The 16,512-nt window shown below is 61.6% G+C and carries 14 protein-coding genes and 1 tRNA gene; 5 read left to right on the forward strand and 10 right to left on the reverse strand.

Going from position 1 to position 16,512, the window contains the following annotated elements; genetic code table 11:
• Positions 1-22: 22 nt before the first annotated feature.
• The 6 genes from gshA to KBY83_RS09590 form a co-directional block, all read right to left on the reverse strand.
• Positions 23-1,201 carry a glutamate--cysteine ligase gene (gene gshA / locus KBY83_RS09565; protein ID WP_255019295.1) on the reverse strand — a complete coding sequence of 393 codons (1,179 nt, stop codon included), beginning with the start codon at positions 1,199-1,201 and terminating at the stop codon, positions 23-25.
• The gene (locus tag KBY83_RS09570) at positions 1,198-2,751 is read right to left on the reverse strand and encodes an anthranilate synthase component I family protein (protein WP_255019296.1); all 1,554 of its coding nucleotides are present in this window, start codon (positions 2,749-2,751) and stop codon (positions 1,198-1,200) included. The genes gshA and KBY83_RS09570 overlap by 4 nt, the downstream gene beginning before the upstream one ends.
• A gap of 68 nt (positions 2,752-2,819) precedes the next feature.
• Positions 2,820-3,251 (reverse strand): photosystem I reaction center subunit II PsaD, encoded by a 432-nt coding sequence (locus tag KBY83_RS09575; RefSeq protein WP_254961914.1) that lies wholly within the window; start codon positions 3,249-3,251, stop codon positions 2,820-2,822.
• Positions 3,252-3,345: 94 nt separating this feature from the next.
• Positions 3,346-4,773, reverse strand: a complete 1,428-nt coding sequence (locus KBY83_RS09580) for a HAMP domain-containing sensor histidine kinase (RefSeq protein ID WP_255019297.1) — start codon at positions 4,771-4,773, stop codon at positions 3,346-3,348.
• Complete coding sequence (gene rodA, locus KBY83_RS09585) at positions 4,725-6,002, reverse strand: rod shape-determining protein RodA (RefSeq protein WP_255019299.1); 1,278 nt, start codon at positions 6,000-6,002, stop codon at positions 4,725-4,727. The genes KBY83_RS09580 and rodA overlap by 49 nt, the downstream gene beginning before the upstream one ends.
• Positions 6,003-6,007: 5 nt before the next feature.
• Positions 6,008-7,102, reverse strand: coding sequence for an Mrp/NBP35 family ATP-binding protein (locus KBY83_RS09590; RefSeq protein ID WP_255019301.1), 1,095 nt, complete (start codon positions 7,100-7,102; stop codon positions 6,008-6,010).
• A gap of 149 nt (positions 7,103-7,251) precedes the next feature.
• Between KBY83_RS09590 and hemF the strand changes: the two genes are divergently transcribed.
• Positions 7,252-8,292 carry an oxygen-dependent coproporphyrinogen oxidase gene (gene hemF, locus KBY83_RS09595; protein WP_255019302.1) on the forward strand — a complete coding sequence of 347 codons (1,041 nt, stop codon included), beginning with the start codon at positions 7,252-7,254 and terminating at the stop codon, positions 8,290-8,292.
• On the opposite strand, the gene KBY83_RS09600 is transcribed toward hemF, so the two are convergent.
• Both KBY83_RS09600 and KBY83_RS09605 read right to left on the reverse strand, forming a co-directional pair.
• Positions 8,219-9,097: a dehydrogenase gene (locus KBY83_RS09600; RefSeq protein WP_255019304.1), complete on the reverse strand. Its 879-nt coding sequence runs from the start codon at positions 9,095-9,097 to the stop codon at positions 8,219-8,221. The genes hemF and KBY83_RS09600 overlap by 74 nt on opposite strands.
• 16 nt (positions 9,098-9,113) lie before the next feature.
• Entirely contained in the window at positions 9,114-9,665 is a 552-nt protein-coding gene (locus tag KBY83_RS09605; RefSeq protein ID WP_106632353.1) for a cofactor assembly of complex C subunit B, read from the reverse strand.
• 69 nt (positions 9,666-9,734) lie between these two features.
• Here KBY83_RS09605 and KBY83_RS09610 point away from each other — a divergent pair, with 69 nt between their 5' ends.
• On the forward strand, positions 9,735-10,412 hold the full coding sequence (locus KBY83_RS09610) for a ribonuclease D (RefSeq protein WP_106632352.1): 678 nt from the start codon (positions 9,735-9,737) through the stop codon (positions 10,410-10,412).
• A gap of 15 nt (positions 10,413-10,427) precedes the next feature.
• On the opposite strand, the gene KBY83_RS09615 is transcribed toward KBY83_RS09610, so the two are convergent.
• Both KBY83_RS09615 and KBY83_RS09620 read right to left on the reverse strand, forming a co-directional pair.
• Positions 10,428-10,685 carry a hypothetical protein gene (locus tag KBY83_RS09615; RefSeq protein WP_255019305.1) on the reverse strand — a complete coding sequence of 86 codons (258 nt, stop codon included), beginning with the start codon at positions 10,683-10,685 and terminating at the stop codon, positions 10,428-10,430.
• A 28-nt stretch (positions 10,686-10,713) separates the two neighbouring features.
• Entirely contained in the window at positions 10,714-11,964 is a 1,251-nt protein-coding gene (locus KBY83_RS09620; protein ID WP_255019307.1) for a lipid-A-disaccharide synthase-related protein, read from the reverse strand.
• A gap of 44 nt (positions 11,965-12,008) precedes the next feature.
• On the opposite strand from KBY83_RS09620, the gene KBY83_RS09625 reads away from it, so the two are divergent.
• From KBY83_RS09625 to KBY83_RS09635, 3 genes are all read left to right on the forward strand, one after another.
• Positions 12,009-12,079, forward strand: a tRNA-Cys gene (locus KBY83_RS09625).
• 630 nt (positions 12,080-12,709) lie between these two features.
• On the forward strand, positions 12,710-14,758 hold the full coding sequence (locus KBY83_RS15425) for an acyltransferase family protein (RefSeq protein WP_255019313.1): 2,049 nt from the start codon (positions 12,710-12,712) through the stop codon (positions 14,756-14,758).
• 227 nt (positions 14,759-14,985) lie between these two features.
• Positions 14,986-15,558, forward strand: coding sequence for a recombinase family protein (locus KBY83_RS09635; RefSeq protein WP_255019308.1), 573 nt, complete (start codon positions 14,986-14,988; stop codon positions 15,556-15,558).
• Positions 15,559-16,512: the final 954 nt, after the last annotated feature.

The following is a 16,512-nucleotide window of genomic DNA, read 5'->3' on the forward strand; positions in this document are numbered from 1 at the left end:
TTGGCGGCGGAGTGATTTTCGATCATCCCAAAGGACCAGGCACCCCGTCTGTGGCGATTGCCTCAAGTAGCTCGGCCTCCTGGCTTGCCATCGCCTCGACGGTCTGGTTGAGCAGGGTCGGGATCGACAGGCCAGCCTGGTGTCCGGCTAGCCAGCTCATGGCCTGGTTGCCCTGGTCAAGGACGCCCTGCAGGGGGGCGAGCACCCGGGTTAGGCCCAGCTCTTCAGCAAGTGGAGCCAGATCGGTCAGCTCCTGAGCAAGCCAGTCTCGGGCCTGGATCGGGGCCCCATTGCGCCAGTGCATCACGGTGGCATCAAGGCTGGAGCGGGCTGCGGCCCGGTCGTTGGCATCGGCGAGGGCGGCTAGCTGGGATGGGTCCAGGCTGCTGGCCTGGAGTGGGTCGTAGCGCTCCGGTTCTCGCATCAACTGCTGTAAGCGCAGTTCGGCGAAGGCCGTGATCGCCAAAAGCACGAGTGGATCGGTGACCAGATCGCAAATGCGAATCTCCAGTCGGTTGAGGTCGTGGGGCCGGTTGTCGCCATTGGGCCGCACCGATGTCCAGAGATGGCGCACGTTTTGCATGGTGCCCAAGGCCAGTTGCTCGCCCATCCAGCTGATGTAGTGCTGGTGATCCAGGAACAGGGGCACCTCTGCTGGCGTCAGGGGAAACTGCAGCCAGCGCTGGGAATGGGCAGCGGTTACAACCCCGTCGAGAAAGGGCGAGCTGGCGCTGAGGGCCAGGAGCAGGGACGCTTCGCAGCGCATCAGGCGCAGGCCCGCAAACAGGCTGGTCATTGGCTCGAGGCCGTGGCCTGCGGTGAGCCCCAGATTGATGTGCACGCTGGCTGTAACCACCTTGGTGCCGTAGGTGGCCTCGATGTAGCCGTGATACGGATTGGCCGGATCTGAGCGCTCAAAACGCTGGCTGTCCCCCAGGCTCAGCGTGCTGCCGGGCAGCAGGGTGAGCTGGCGGCTGGCGAGCCAGCGGCGCAGCCGTTGGCGGGGCTCGAGTAGCAGTTGCAGTTGCCGGGCGTAGTCGGCATCCGGGGGAGTGATGTATTCGAGGTTGCGGCAATCGGGCTCGGTTACGAACCCATCGAGGGCGGCCGCAGCCTCGGCGCTGCAGCCCACCACCGTGCCATCGGCACGGCCGGTGTAGAGCTCCACCTCAAAACCTTTAAGCAACAGGGGGGCGCTCATGGCTGGGCCGGCAGCAGGCAGGCCAGGGCTTTGAGCATGCCGCGGGCTTTGTTCAAGGTTTCCTGGTATTCGAGTTCGGGCTTGGAGTCGGCCACCACTCCAGCGCCGGCTTGCACCTGCACCCGCCAGCCCCCTTCGGGGTGGGGCAGCACCACCATCGTGCGGATGGTGATAGCAGTGTTGAGTGCGCCAGCCAGGTCAACCCCGCCATACACCCCGGAGTATGGGCCTCGGGCGTCGGGCTCCAGGGCGTGGATCAGCTGCATAGCCCGAATCTTGGGAGCGCCACTGACCGTACCGGCGGGGAAGGAGGCCATCAGCAGGTCCCATACCGTTTGGCCCTCGGCCAGCAGGCCCTCCACCTGGCTCACGATGTGCATCACGTGGGAGTAGCGCTCGATCACCATCAGCTCGCTCACCTTGACGGTGCCTGGCTGGCAGACGCGGCCCAGGTCGTTGCGGCCCAGATCCACCAGCATCACGTGCTCGGCCCGCTCCTTGGGATCAGCCAGCAGCTCCGCCTCCAGGGCCAGGTCTTCGGCCTCATCGGCGCCCCGGGGGCGCGTGCCTGCGATTGGCCGTAAAGAAGCCTTCACTCCCCCTGCGGCCGTTGGTTCTGCCTTCACCATCACCTCCGGACTGGAGCCGATCAGATACCAGCCGCCGAAGTTGAAAAACGCCATGTAGGGCGAGGGATTCACCATCCGCAGGCTGCGGTAGAGCTCGAATGGATCGCGATCGATGCGGGTTTCCAGCCGCTGGCTGAGCACCAGCTGGAACACGTCGCCAGCTTCGATGTGCCCTTCTCCGCAGCTCACGGCGGCCTCGAAGGCCTCCTGGCCGACGTTGCTGGTGGTCCGCAAATTGGCAGCGATGTCACCGGCAGTGGCGTCGTGCCAGTTCAGGTGGGTGCCGGCGCCGGGGAGGGGGCCGTGCATGCGCTTCTCCAGGGCCTGGATGCGGGCTGCGGCCGCGGCGTAGGCAGCCTGTGGATCCTGGCCGCCACTCAGATCGGCGTAGGCCACTGCGGTGATCTGGCGCTTCACCTGGTCGAACACCAGCAGACTGTCGGCCAACATCCAGCAGCCATCAGGCGGTGCACCCTCGGCCGAAGGATGTACCGGCACGCTGGGTTCGATCCAACGGATCAGCTCGTAGCCCCAAAAGCCAAATAGCTGGCCCACCGGTGGCAGACCGGGGATCGGCGGGCTGGATAGGGGCTCTAGGCACTGGCGCAGCAGATGGAAGGGGTTGCCCTGCAGCCGCTCCTCGGAGCCGGTGCGCCACTGGCGCACACTTTGGTCGCCCCGGCTGGTGAGGGTCCAGAGAGGATCAGACACCACAAAGCTCCAGCGGCCGATGCGCTCACCACCCTCCACCGACTCCAGCAGCACACCATGACTGCTACCCGCTCCGGCCTTCAGCCAGGCGGTGAGAGGGGTTTCCAGATCAGCAGGCCAGCGCTTCCAGAGGGGGATGAAGTTGTGGCCAGCCGCGACTGCCTCGAGAAAAGCCTGTTGGGCTAAGCCATCGCGATCGGGGCTGGGCATCGGACAAGCGGGCAGGCAAAAAAAACGGGGCGCCTGGCCCCGCCTTTATAGGGGTTGGTTAACGCAGCTCAAGCGTCGAAGGTGTTCTTGCCGGTGAACTTGAGATTGGCGGGATTTTGGTTGGCGCCGATGCGGCGGGGGTTGTGACCAACCATGGTGCGACCCTCGTTGACCTTCTCGGGGAAAACGCCGTCCTTGGGGTGCAGGAACTCGGTGTCGCCGCCAGGGAAGATCCGGTAGATCTTGTAATCCTCGATCCGAGGCTTGAACTTGGTGCGCAGCTGGGTGCCCAAGGCGAGGCACTGCTCCTTGCGGGCAAAGTACATCAGATTTTCGCCCGCATTCATGTGGGCCGCGCCACCGGTGGGCAGCTCGAAGACTTGCTCCTTCGGGCTGCTCCAGGTGATGGCGTATTTCTCCTCAGTTTCAGCAGAGTTCAGCAGGCCGCCGGTGCTGCCGATGTACTTCGGGAGTTGACCGCTGAGCACCGTCGCTGCCATGGCTTTGGAACGTTTCAGCCGGAAGCTAGCACCGTGGTTTTGACCGGATCGGGGCTTCTGCCGCACTCTTCACACCCGTCAACAAACCGGCCCTTCAGCAGACCGGGAAAAACACGGTCAAGCCGCTGCCGTTGCGCTCGGTGAGGCGACCGCCGAGGCGATGGAACAGTCGCTGGGTGGCTTGACGGCTCAACTGCAGGCTGCCGGTGGTGGGGTTCCAGCTCAGCACAGGCCCCACCAGCTCCCGCTGCTCGCCGTTCCCCATCACGTCGTTCTCGCTGGGGTCGTGGCCCTCGCTGTTGAGCTGCAGCTTCAGCCTGCTGCCGGCCGGCAGCAGGCTCACGGTCACGCGGCTGCCGCTGGGCAGGCCGCGGCTGAAGCGGTCGATTAGTCCGCCCAGCATGGTTTCGAGCCGGGCCGGATCGCTCAGCACCGGCGACAAGCCATCGGCTACCTCCAGCTCCAGGTCCAGGCCGCGGCGCGCCAGTTGCCGCTGCCACAGTTCTTGCTGCTGGTGCAGCACCGCACTGAGGTCGGTGCGGGCCAGGTCGTGGCTTTCAAGGGGCTGTTCGCAGCCTGGTTGGCGTTGCAGCTCGGCCGCTAGGAAGATCAGGCCGAAGCGATCGATTTGCTCACTGCATTCGCCGTCGATCTGCTCGAGGCGCTGGCGCACCACCGACGGCAGGTCGTTGCGCCGCAGCAAGGACCGGATCAGGGTGCGGATCGTGGCCAGCGGTGTGCGCACCTCGTGGGTGAGGGCCTCGAGCAGGGCTAATTCGCTGCTAACAGCTCGTGGGGTGTCGCCGGCCTGGCGCTCCTGGGCCTGGGCTGGGCGATCGCTACCGCCATGCACCAGGGGCTGCAGGGTCAGGCTGGGGGCCATGGCGGCCAGCCGTTCCCCCAGCCGCGGCCAGAAGCGCAAGCCCAGTTGGTCGTCGCTGCGCAGGGGCCCCAGTCGCTCTAGGGCGCTGCGCAGGTCTGCCGAGGCTGCGGGATCCTGGCTCAGTAGGCGCCCATGGATAAGGCCTAGGGCCTCGGACAGGGCCTCAGGGTCGAAGCGAACAATCAGGCGCCGGCCTTCAGCCGGGCCATCGAGGCAAAGGGCTACCTGTAGCTGGGGGGTTATCACCAGCAGGAGGGGGTCGGTGCCGTCCTCCTCCGCCAGGGCTAGCCGCTGAAAGCTGCCGCATGGAGCTGGGTTGCCGGCTCCTGGCAGAAGGGGTGCCGGGCTGGGCAGCAGGCCATCCAAGTCGCTTGGGGCCCAAACCCAGCCCTGCAGCTGCTGCAACAGGGCTGGTTCATAGAGGGCGGGCAGTGGCGCGGCCAGCCATAGGCCCTGGAGGGGTTGGTGGGGCAGCAGGAAATCCTCCTGCAGGGTGGCCAGGGCTGCCCACCACTGCCGCCGCGCGCAGTCCTCGTTGCCGACTCCGGTTGGCACCCCTTCAGCCAAACAACGTCGCAGGTCGGCCAGGCTCACCAGCGGCCCTGGGCCGTGCGGCCCCGGCGGGCGGCTGAGGCGCACAGCCCAAGGGAGATGAAGTTCACCAACATTGCGGACCTTCCATAACTCAGCCAGGGCAGGGGGATGCCGGTGATGGGACCTAGTCCAATGGTCATGTTGATGTTCACCACCACTTGGAACATCAGCATCGCCCCAATTCCCACCACCACCAGGGCCTCGTAATCGCTGCGGGCCCGTCCAGCGATCTGCAGCAGGCGCCACATCAGCAGGGCGAAGCCGGCCACCACCAGCACCGAGCCGAGAAAACCGGTTTCCTCGCCAAGGGCGCTGAAGATGAAATCGGTGTGTTGCTCAGGGATAAACCGCAGTTTGGTGAGGGAGCCTTGCATCAAGCCGGTGCCCCAGATCTGCCCCGAGCCGATGCCCACGGTGCTCTGCAGCAGGTGGTAGCCGCCGCCGAGGGGATCCTGGGCGGGGTCAAGAAACAAGGTAAGCCTGGCTCGCTGGTGGGGGCGCAGGCCGTGCTCCCAGAGCCAGGGGGTGGCGATTGCGAAGATCCCCTGCACGGCAAGGCTGATCGCCAGGGCCACCCGCTTCCAGGGCAGGGTCTTCCAGGCCAGCCAGCCCATCAGGGGCACCCAGCCCAGCAGCAGCCAGGGCAGGGTGCCTGCCACTATCGCCGCCACAAGAGGGGAGAGCAGCAGCACCACCCAGGCCCCAGGCATTCCAGCCCAAAACAGCATCACCAGCAGTACGGCGCCAAACACAAGCGAGCTGCCTAGGTCGGGTTGCACAAAAACCAGCAGCCAGGGCAGGGCGATCAGTCCCACTGGACGGATCAGGTCAACAGGACGATCAACCGGGTGTCTGGCTAGTACGTCGGCGAGAAGCAAGATGGCGCCCACCTTGGCGAATTCCGAGGGCTGCACATAAAAGCCGCCAATGTTGATCCAGCTCTGGGCCCCTAGGGCGCTGGTGCCGACAACTCGTACGGCCACCAGGCTGGCGACCATGGCTATGTAAATCGGCCACTTAAATGGGATCAGCCGATCCAATGGCATTCGCGCCAGCAGTAGGGCCACAACCATGCCCACCGCCGCCGTTACCCAGTGCTGGTACCAGTCGGCGTAATTCGCTTGGCGCTGGGTGCTGGCAATCAGGATCCCGGCGATCGCCACCATTGCCAGCGGTACCCCCCAGAGGATCAGGTCCACGTCGGCCAGGGGGTTGCGCCGGCTGCTGCGGCCACTAAAAAATCGCGGGTTGCGACGCCCAAACTGGCTCAACATGGGCTTCAGGCTGGCACCAGATGGGCGGCGCTGAGCTGGCGGGCCAAAGCCAAAAAGCCCCGGGCACTGATCGATTCGGGGTGGCTGAGCACTACGGGGCGTCCGGCATCTCCCCCCTCCCGCACGGGCATCTCCAGGGGAAGTTCGGCCAGCAGGGGCACTCCTGCCTCTTCAGCCAGGCGGGAGCCTCCGCCGCTGCCGAATAGGGCATAACGCTTGTCTGGAGCGTCAGGGGGAATGAAGACGCTCATGTTTTCCACCACACCCAGCACGTCCACCCCCATCTGCAGAAACATCGCCAGACCCCGGCGGGCATCAGCTAGGGAAACCAGCTGGGGAGTGGTGACGATGATCGCCCCGGCCATCGGCACCGCCTGGGCAATGGTGAGCTGGGCATCACCGGTGCCAGGAGGCAGGTCGACGATCAGCACATCCCGTTCGCCCCAGGCGACTTGGTAAAGAAACTGGCGAATGATGCCGTTGAGCATCGGCCCCCGCCAGATCACGGGTTGGTTTTCCTGGATCAGCAGGCCCATCGACACCATGGCGATGCCGCAGGTTTCGATCGGTGTCATCAATTGCTGGGCGCCTTCGCCGCTCACTTCAGGCGTGCGATCAGCCACTCCCAGCATGGTGGGGGCATTCGGCCCGTAGATGTCCGCATCGAGCAAGCCCACCTTCAGTCCTGAAGCAGCCAGGGCACAGGCCAGGTTCACGGCAACCGTGCTCTTGCCCACTCCGCCCTTGCCGCTGCTGACGGCGATGACCTGGCGTACCCCAGGGATGGCCTGGCGCTCTGGCAGTTGACCGCGTTCTGGCACGTGACCATGCCCAGCGGCGCCGATTGGAGCGCCGCCGCTGGGCTGCTCCAACTCAATTTGAACGTCGTTGATGCCTTCAAGGGCGAGCAGGGCCGCCTTGGCCTCAGCGGCGATCCGATCCCGCTGGCTCTGGGCAAAGCCAGGTAGGGCAAGGCGAAATACGGCCCGATCGTCCACCAGTCGCGTCTGCTGGATCCAGCCCAGCTCGATCAGGCTGCGCCCGCTGCCGGCATCCTGAACGGCGTTGAGGGCGGCCTGAGCCTGCTCCACAGATGCCATCGGAAATCCAATCAGAGACTGCGATCCTAGGGGCCTCGCTGCTGCGTTTGACCGTCAGCATGGCCGTGACAGACCCTCTCGATTACTTGTCTGGGGGGAGGCTGGGCTGAAATGGTTAGACGTTTCCAGCGCCATGTGGCGCAGTGTCGATGCTTAAGGCCCTGCTGGAAGCTCCACCGGCCGACTCCCGCACCAGGGCTAAGGCCCTGCTGATGGGCTTGCAGGACTCCATTTGCGCCGGTTTAGAAGAATTTGATGCCGAAGGTTGCTTCGCCGAGGAGGGCTGGGAGCGTCCGGAGGGCGGCGGCGGTCGCTCTCGAGTGATGAAGGGCGGCCGCGTCTTCGAGCAGGGCGGCGTCAACTTCTCAGAGGTGGAGGGCTCAGAACTGCCCCCCTCGATCCTCAGCCAGCGGCCGGAAGCCAAGGGGCATCGCTGGTTTGCCACAGGCACCTCGATGGTGCTGCACCCCCGCAACCCCTATATCCCCACGGTTCATCTCAACTACCGCTACTTCGAAGCGGGCCCGGTGTGGTGGTTTGGCGGCGGCGCCGATCTCACCCCCTATTACCCGTTCCTGCAAGACGCCCAGCATTTCCACCGCACGCTCAAAGGAGCCTGCGACAGCGTTAATCCCGCTTTTTATCAGGTGTTTAAGCCCTGGTGCGACGAGTACTTCTTCCTCAAGCATCGGGACGAGACCCGCGGCGTGGGCGGCATCTTTTACGACTACCAGGATCCCCGCGGGGTGCTCTACAAGGGCCAGGACCCCGATGGGCCTGCGGCGGCTGTGAGCAACCACTTAGGCCCGGTGCCGCAGAGTTGGGAGCAGCTTTTTGCCCTGGCCAGCGCCTGCGGCAACGCCTTCCTGCCCAGCTACTTGCCGATCGCTGAAAAGCGACAGCACACCCCTTATGGCGAGCGGGAGCGCCAGTTTCAGCTCTACAGGCGGGGCCGCTATGTGGAGTTCAATTTGGTGTTTGACCGGGGCACGATTTTCGGCTTGCAGACCAACGGACGTACCGAGTCGATCCTGATGTCTCTGCCGCCCTTGGTGCGCTGGGAATACGGATATCAGCCGGAGGCTGGCAGTCGTGAGGCCCTGCTTACAGACCTGTTCACTCGTCCCCAGGATTGGCTGGAGGACGGCTCGCTTGCGGACCGCTGCGCCCCCCATCAGGCGCTGAATTAGGTGATGGGTTGATGGTCGCTGGTTTGGTGGCGGCCAGGCCAGGCATTGGTGGGGCTGGTTGCAAGCCCTGCTCGAGACCCCGTTGCAAAGCTGAAACCACTCGCTCAGCTATCGCTTGGAGAGCGCCATTGCGGCTGCGGGGATCTCGCAGCGATGCTTCTAGCTGGCCCTCAAGTTTGCCGATCTCGAGAATAGCGATGCCTCGCCTGGGGGCTCCCAGGCCGTCGCGGAAGAGGAGGGGATAGGGGCCAAAGGCCAGCGCCAGGCTTTCGTCTAGGCGGGTTGGGTGGCGATGTAGGGGAGGGATCAGGCCCGAACCCACACCATCTGGTCCGTAGGCGTCGTAGTGGATTTCCAGGGCATACCCACCGGCTTGGGCATGGGCTTTGCCCACGCTCCAGTTGGTGCGTGGATCGTCGCCGTCAGCAATGCTGCGCAGCGGTGGGTCGTAGAAGCGGATGGCCAGACCCCGCTGCTGGCCAAGGGCCACCACCGCCTGGGCGGTGAGCAGGTTCCAATAGAGCTCGTCGCGCATGCCCGGCTGCATCGGCGCGGCTGCGCCGAGGTCGACGGCCTCTCCCCCTGTGCCGGCTCCGCCAATCCCCTGGGAATCGGCATGACCCGCTAGCACCAGGATTTCGGTGCTGCTGGGCAGCTCAGCCAGACCTCGCCAGTTTTTGCTCAGCCGGCTGCGCGGCCCTGTGAGCGGATCAAAGTTGGCCAGCGGCGGCGCTTGGGCAGCAGCGCCCCCAGCTATGGCAAGCACTCCGGTCAAGACGAAAGCCAGGGGGCGGAATCGTTGCATGACTGCCAGGCAAGGGTCAGATGGGGGAACTGAGCAGCTTGCCGTCGCTGAATAGACCCAGCTTGGGACCCATTTCCAATTCGAGCGCTATTAGCTCATCGCGGTGGGCCCTCAGTCGTAAGGCGCTGCCCGTGGCGCTGTCATGGCTGATCAGGCGCAGCTCCAGGGTCTCGGCCCGCATCGCCCGAGTGCGATAAATCAGCCCAGCCGCCGGCCCCAGTAAGGCCAGCAACAGGGGCCACCAGCCCAGCTGGGGCAGCAGCTGGCGCAGCACCAGCCCAAGGCAGGCGGCCCCCACCGCTCCCAGCACGGAGAGCAGCACCGCCAACCAGGGACTGGCAGCCACCTCGGCGCGGAAGCAGAGGTGGCGGCGCTCGGGGTCAGTGGATTCGGTGCGCCAACCACGTTGCAGCAGCCATTCGCTCAGCTGGCTCAACACCTCCAGAGGCGGCCGCGAGGAGCGGACCTCGACTGTGGTGGTGCGGTCTTTACTGGCGGCACGCAAGAAAAAAACCAGGCCTACGGCTAGTAGCAGGGTGAGCAGCAGGGTGGAGCTGAGGTTGGCCATCCATCCAATTGTGACGCCACCCCTAGGGGGCATGGCTTGTCAGCATGGCAAGGCATTCGCCCTTTCCGTGTGACCGCTTCGTCTGCCCCCAGCAACCTGCCGGCTCCCGCCCGCTTCGCCGTGTTTGACGGTGATCTTGATGCCGAGTGGGCGGCCCTCTACGCCGGGGCTAGGGCGCTGGCGGTGGACACCGAGGCGATGGGTCTGATTCATGGCCGCGATCGGCTCTGCCTGGTACAGATCTGCGACGACAACGACAACGTTTGCTGCATCCGCCTCCACCGCGGCCAGAGCTCGGCACCCCGGCTCCAGGTCTTGATGGAAAACCCGGCGATTGAAAAAGTTTTCCACTTCGCCCGGTTTGACGTGGCTGCCCTGGCTGAAAACTTGGCAATTGCCGTAGATCCGATCTTTTGCACCAAGGTGGCCAGCCGGCTGGGCCGCACTTACAGCCCCCGCCATGGCCTCAAGGAAGTGGTGCAGGAGCTGGTGGGCATTGAGCTCGACAAGCAGGCCCAGAGTTCCGATTGGGGCCGGGTTGAAGATCTCTCTGATGTCCAGCTGGCCTACGCCGCCGGCGATGTGCGCTACTTGCTTCCCGCTCGCGACAGGTTGGAAACCATGCTGAAGCGGGAGGAGCGCTGGCAGCTGGCTGAGCGTTGCTTTGGCTGCATCCCGGTGTTGGCCGATCTGGATCGCCAGCGCTTTCACCTGCTGTTTGAGCACTCCACCGGCGGCAACCGCTGAAGGGCCCCGGCCGTCTCAGTCCTCCACCATGAAGTTCTCGTCGTTGCCGACTGCCTCCAGCTGGGAGCTGAGCAACTCATGGTGGTTTTCGCCGCTGGCTTGGGCTTCCGCAAGCATCTGCTGGGCCAGGGCGAGCTTGGCTGCGGTTTCTTTCAGCCCCTCCTGGGAGCTGCGCACGTCGACCTTGCGGCGGGCGGCCGCCAGGCTGATGCTCAACTGGCTGGCCAACATGCCGCAGGCGGCGTTGTAGGTCCGATCGGGGATGCCGGCCATGGGCGACGGAGCTGCGGGGGTGGCCGCATCATCCCAGCAGCTGTTGCTCCACCAGCTCGGCTAGCTGGGCGCTGCCACCGTCCGGCCCCATCCGCTCCCGACCCATGGCGCCACGCCGGGCGCATTCGGCTGGATCGTCGAGCAGTTGGTGCAGTTTTAGGGCCAGCTCCTGTTGGGAATGGCAGGGCACGACGGCGCCCCCCAGCAGGCGGCTCTGGCGGCGGGCAAAGCCAGCCTTGAATTGGGGCCCGGGGCCCGGCAGCGACAGGCAGGGCACCCCCAGCCCCGCTAGTTGCTCCGTGGCAGTGCCCGCGGTGGCCAGGCCCAGCTCGGCCCAGCCGGCCCAAGTGGCGAAGCGGTTTTGGCCAAGCAGCAGGGTCCAGCGGCCCCGTTGCCAGCTGCTAATGGCTCCGCTGGCGGCACTAGCTGCTGCTGGCGGTAGGGGCGTAAAGCCCGCTTGCCCCAACAGCTCGGCCCAGGCGACGGCCGTGGGCGCCGATCCAGAGGCCACCAGCACGCTGGCTGGCTGCCGCGGCTGCTGGAGGTTGAGGCAGCCCAGCAGCCGGCGGGCATTGCCGAGGGCTTCGGGCAGGCGGCTGCCGGCCAGCAGGATTAGGCGCCGCTGGCTTGTTAGCCCGGCCGGCAGAGGGGTGTGGCGGAAGCCATCCATCATTGGGTTGCCAGGAGCCAGGGCTGCCACCTTGTGGCGCCGCAGCCCTTGGGCGGTGAGCTGGTCGCGCACGGCCACGAGCCGGCAGCGCCGGCTGCCCATAAACGCCCATTCCCACGGATCCCATTCGCTGCCCTTGCAGCGGTGGTAGGCATCAGCGAGCGGTGTCGCCGCCCAGCCCAGCGGTGCGGGGGTGGCCCAAGTGTGGTCGCTTTTGGGGGTGCCGATGAAGCCGAAGCTGCCGCCGCCGCTCCAGGCCAGCAGTAAGGGCAGCAGGTCGCCAATTGCTAGCACCGGGCTGCCTTGACGGGCCAAGTGGCGCACAAGTTGCAGTTGGCGCCAGCTCAGCAGGGGCAGGCCGGCCCCAAGGTCGCGGGCCAGGCCCCTCAAGCTCTGGTTGCTGAAGCCGCCACTAGGCAGCTGCAGCTGGGGGCCGATCCGCTGCAGGTGGCCGGCAGCTGCGTCGGCGCTGAACGCCTCGCCGAGCCCCACCAGGGGCAGCACCTGGATTTCCAGGTTGGGCCGCCGCACCCGCAGGGCCTGCAGAACCCGTTGGGCGATCAGATCCTCACCGTGGCCGTTGCTTAGAACCAGCAGACGGGAGGACATGCCGTGGCTGATACGATCCGCTGCAGGGAGTTTGCTCCCCGGCCGGCGGCATGGCCAAGTGGTAAGGCAGAGGATTGCAAATCCTTTACCCCCAGTTCGAATCTGGGTGCCGCCTTTTTTGTGGCGAGTTCCTAATCCACCATATCTGGTGCTTCCAGGGTTGTTTTGACGACCTTGAACACAATATGTGGGGTTTTTCTAAATGCTGCTTTTTGATTCTGAACCTGCTCTGGCGGAAGGTGAGCGGAAGGTGAAGAGGGGTCTGACTGGGGTGGTCTCAGCGATTCCCAGAATTCACCTTCCCACTGTTCGCAGCAGGTTGCTTCCGAGGCACCCTCACCTTCCACCCACCGCCTGGGCGCCCCGAGGCACGCTCAACCACCCTCAGAACGCCTCCAAGACCCTGCTGCTCCCTCTGGTGGCACTTGATGCCCAGCGCCTGCCTGGGTCGGCGCCCCCTTGATCGGTAGGCACCTCTTTGGCACCCCCAACAGCACCTAGCGGTTCAGGCAGACCCTGAAGCGGGTAGGCGCGAGGAACGGTCAGTGGTCATAGAGGAGTAATGGTTATGCCTCTGCGTACGGTTCGGGTCAGCGCGAAGGGGATGACTTGTGGCAGTTGAAACCCGATTACGGAGGCAGTCAAGGTATAGTCTTGCCCCCCCCTGAGGCGGTATGTCGGCAGTAGCAAATCCGTCTCAGGCACTACATAACCCCCCCGTCAAAAGTATAAATATCGTCCAGAGATTGATGGTCTAAGGGCATTTGCAGTAGTTGCCGTCATCATCAACCACTTCAACAAGGATCTGCTGCCAAGCGGATATTTGGGTGTTGATATTTTCTTTGTGATCTCTGGTTATGTGATCACTTCGTCGCTGGCGGGCAGGGAGTCCAAGAACTTCCTTGATTTCCTAACTGGGTTTTATGAGCGCCGCATCAAGCGCCTGGTGCCCGCGCTGGTGGTCTTTGTTCTGATCACGAGCGTTTTTATATGCCTTTTCAATCCTGATCCCACGCTTGCCCTGAGAACTGGTGGAACCTCGCTCTTTGGTTTGTCAAATCTCTATCTACTGAGGCAATCAACTGACTACTTCGCCCAATCAACCGAACTGAACCCATTCACGCACACTTGGTCACTTGGCGTTGAGGAGCAGTTTTACCTGCTCTTCCCATTCCTGATCTGGTTTTCAGGGTTCGGGCAGCAGACGGCAAAAGGCGCAAGAAACCTGTTCATCTGGGTGGGAGCACTGACGGTTGCTTCGCTGATCAGTTTCATCTACCTGGATCAGGTCAATCAACCTGCTGCCTACTTCCTGATGCCTCCTCGTTTTTGGGAAATGGCAGCAGGATGTCTGATTTTTATTGGGTTCCAGAAACGAGCAAAGATTGAGCAATCACTGGAGCAGGTTCCTCCTCTTCTGGTGGTGGCGGCAATGGTCGGCGTGATGTTCCTGCCAACTGAAGCGGCAGTGCCAGCGACCATCTCCATTGTGGTGCTTTCAGCAATCCTGGTTGCTTGCCTAAAAAAAGGAACTGCGGCATATGACTTTTTCACTCTTGAGAAAGTCGTTTATGTGGGTCTGATCTCATATTCGCTTTATCTGTGGCACTGGGGAGTGCTCTCCATCAGTCGCTGGACGATTGGAATCCATTGGTGGTCAGTTCCGATCCAAGTAGGATTGATGCTCCTGCTGGCGATTGGGTCATATAGGTGGGTAGAAACTCAATTTAGGGGAACTAACTGGTTGCCAAATCGCTGGAAAACACTAAGTTGGGGAATAGGAACCTCTTTTGCCGCAAGTGGGGTAATACTTGGACTGGGGCGCCAACTTGATAGCAGTTTATACTTGGGAAATAGAACACGAATAGTAAATCTTGACGAGATTTCTCAAGCAGCGCAAGGGACAACGCTCTCCATTAAAAGTTGTTCAGAATACAAGAGCGACTCTTTCGCCAATTGCTCTATCAAACCCACGACTCCTTCGGGTCAAAGACTTCTGCTCATTGGGGATAGTCACGCCGCTCACTATTTCCCACTGCTTGGGTGGTTACGCCAGCAGACGGGGATTGGCATTTCGGGTTTTGTCACCAGCGGACAACCATTCCCTCCAGCAAGATATACAAGCAAGGAAGGGCGAACAAAGGAGCAGTGGGAGCAGAATAATTCAGACTCCCTGAAGTTCTTTGAGAAGCAGTTTGACTTGCTTCAAAGCGGGGACATACTCGCTCTCTCTTCGCGCTTGGAATACTATTTCATAAGGAGCAAGTTCAATTTAGAGCACAAGGGGATAAACCTGAAACTTGCCGACAATGACTGGAATGCCATTGAGGAAGATCAAGCGCTTTCTGCGTGGTTGAATGAGGTAAGGGTGATTGCCAAGAAATCAGAAGCAAAAGGAATCAGCGTTGTCCTCATCGCGCCTATTCCAGTCTTCAGGGGTAATCCCAAAGGGGGACAACTCCCAGAGCAACTCTGCGCAAAAGAGTGGTTTAGACCCAAGATTCTCAAAGAATGCCTGGGACTCTTTAGACAGGAACGATCCACTCTTGTGTCCAGACTGGAAAAAATCAATAGAGAAATGGATGCGCTTGCGGCGACCAACAGAAATGTTCAGATTTACAAACCTTTTGACACCCTATGTCCTAAGCGATCTGATTACTGCGAGACATATCTAAAGGGCGTCAGGACTTTTAGGGACGACGATCATCTTTCAAGGGACGGTTCCCTCCTGGTTGCGTCAGATTTTTTAGATTTTGCCAGCAAAACGGGATTGATTAGACGACAAATCCAGTAAGGGTGTGTCTTTCCCAGCGCAAGCGTGTAACGCAGTTCCGACAACCTGTCACGAGTGCGCCCAAGACGGATGCCTGTCGCTTCGCGACGCCAGCGCCTCTCCGTAAAACCTGTTCCAATAACCGAACGGAAACCAGATCATCGCCAGGAACCCCCGAAACAGGCGTCTGACCGTTCCAAAAACGGTGTTCGGATGGTAGAGTTTCCGAAACGACCGTTCTTGGAACAGTGACTGCCCGAAGCGTTGGATACGCCCGTTGCTCCACCACCCACCAAAACACTGACGCTCAGGTCTCCGCTCTGAAGGCAGCAGGGTGTGCGGTGGTCTTCCAGGAGACCATCAGCACCAGGACGGTGGAGAAGGATCGCCCTCAACTCCAGGCGGCACTGAATGCCCTGGTTGGTGGTGACGAACTGGTGGTGGCGAAATTGGATCGCCTGGGCAGGGATCAGCGGAGTGTCATCAACCGCCTCCACGACCTCCAGGATCGGGGCATTCACATTCGCACCCTGGACAATTTGGTGAATACGAAGGCGATGGGGAAGTTCGCCCCTGTGCTGATCGGACTCCTGACGGGTCTGGCAGAGGTGGAGCGGTCACTTATCCGTGAGAGGACTCTGGAGAGCGTTCAGCATCGGCGGGAAACAGGCGGAAAACTTGGAGGCAGACCTAAGACCAACCACGCCAAAGAGCGCCTGGTGCTGCGCTTGAGGGATGAAGGGTGCTCTTACCGCTCCATCAGAGAGCAGACGGGACTTGCGCTCTCCACCATTCGCCGCATCATCAGCGAGACAGAGTGAAAACACCCTGATTTTCTCAACAGATACTTCAGGGTAAATCTTTAGAGGTCGGAGTAATCATTGAAAAGAGCAAAAAGAATGTAAGTCCGCGATGTTTCTGTGCGGTCTTAGACGGCGCTTTGTCGCAGGTTGGTTGCTATAATATCAAATCTGCTATATAATTACTGGAGACAATCAAATCGTGGAAGCATCAGGCAGAGGTCTTTTGTGGAAGCGAAATGAATATAGGGATTTGCTGGGAAGTGTCCATTCCACAGAGGAATAAGGAGTGAGAACTCATAAGGGTTCTGAAATCCAGAAAGACCAAGGCGCCTGAATCAATAGAGTAATACTTTCTTATCAATTATGAATTACACAGAAGACCGTTGCGAGCGCAGTGAGCAACATTCACACGCAAAGCGTGTGAATGAATCAGGACAACTCAAAAACTCACCAGTATTCAGAGAACTTAGGACTACTCAGGATTCCTCCAAGATTCATAAGGCAATAGTTGAATACCAATTCCAGGAGGTTTTCCAACCCCACTGGTTCGGCAATATCCAATGGCAACCATTTATTACTGATTACACTTCAGCAGTGAAGGAGACAAGGCACTTCCGAAACAAGTTTTTATGCGCCCTCCTGAACACGAAACCCAAGAAGATTCCGAATCCTCCTGAGCGTCCAAGAATCATTTGGTTTCACGAAAAAGCACCTGTAAATATCAATCCCCAAGACTCCTCAAATCCCCGCTACAAGATCGCCTACCACACCCACTTTCACCTTGAGGAATGTCCTGAACCTTATGATTCCTGGATTCACTTGGATTGGTTGATTCATCAAAAGGTCGTGATTACCCAGCTCACTCCGCACAGGGCGAACTGGTCGCATAGACTGGTACGCATATACCAGTTAGCCCATGTCGCGCAGTGCCGTCCAGTTTCAGAAAGGCCTCTCGCTGCCTGAGTTCCAACG

It is taken from the genome of Cyanobium sp. WKJ7-Wakatipu (assembly GCF_024345355.1).
Classification (GTDB): Bacteria; Cyanobacteriota; Cyanobacteriia; order PCC-6307; family Cyanobiaceae; genus Cyanobium_A; species Cyanobium_A usitatum.